Annotated in this window: 1 pseudogene; it reads left to right on the forward strand. The window is 60.7% G+C overall.

The features are described 5' to 3' along the window. Positions 1–224, forward strand: a pseudogene (locus IB265_RS36445) (ISNCY family transposase); the annotation flags it as partial. Positions 225–239 lie beyond the last annotated feature (15 nt).

A 239-nucleotide genomic window follows, 5' to 3' on the forward strand; every position in this document is an offset into this window, starting at 1 on the left:
TGACGCATGCGGCGATCACCGAGAACAAGCGGCTCGGTGATGTCCTGGCCTACATCAAGGAGCGTCAGGAGCAGCAGACGAAGCCGGCCTTAAAGACGAACAGCGAGAAGATTGGCTACAAACCGCGTGGCCGCAAGCCGGGCAAGCGGACGGATTTCATGAACGATCCGGTGGTGATTGCTCGGCGCGAGCAGGCCCTGTCCCGACTTGATGCTGCGGAATGATCCCCTGACCGAGCT

Origin of the sequence: Ensifer sp. ENS10 (assembly GCF_014852025.1) — a bacterium.
Taxonomy (GTDB): domain Bacteria; phylum Pseudomonadota; class Alphaproteobacteria; order Rhizobiales; family Rhizobiaceae; genus Ensifer.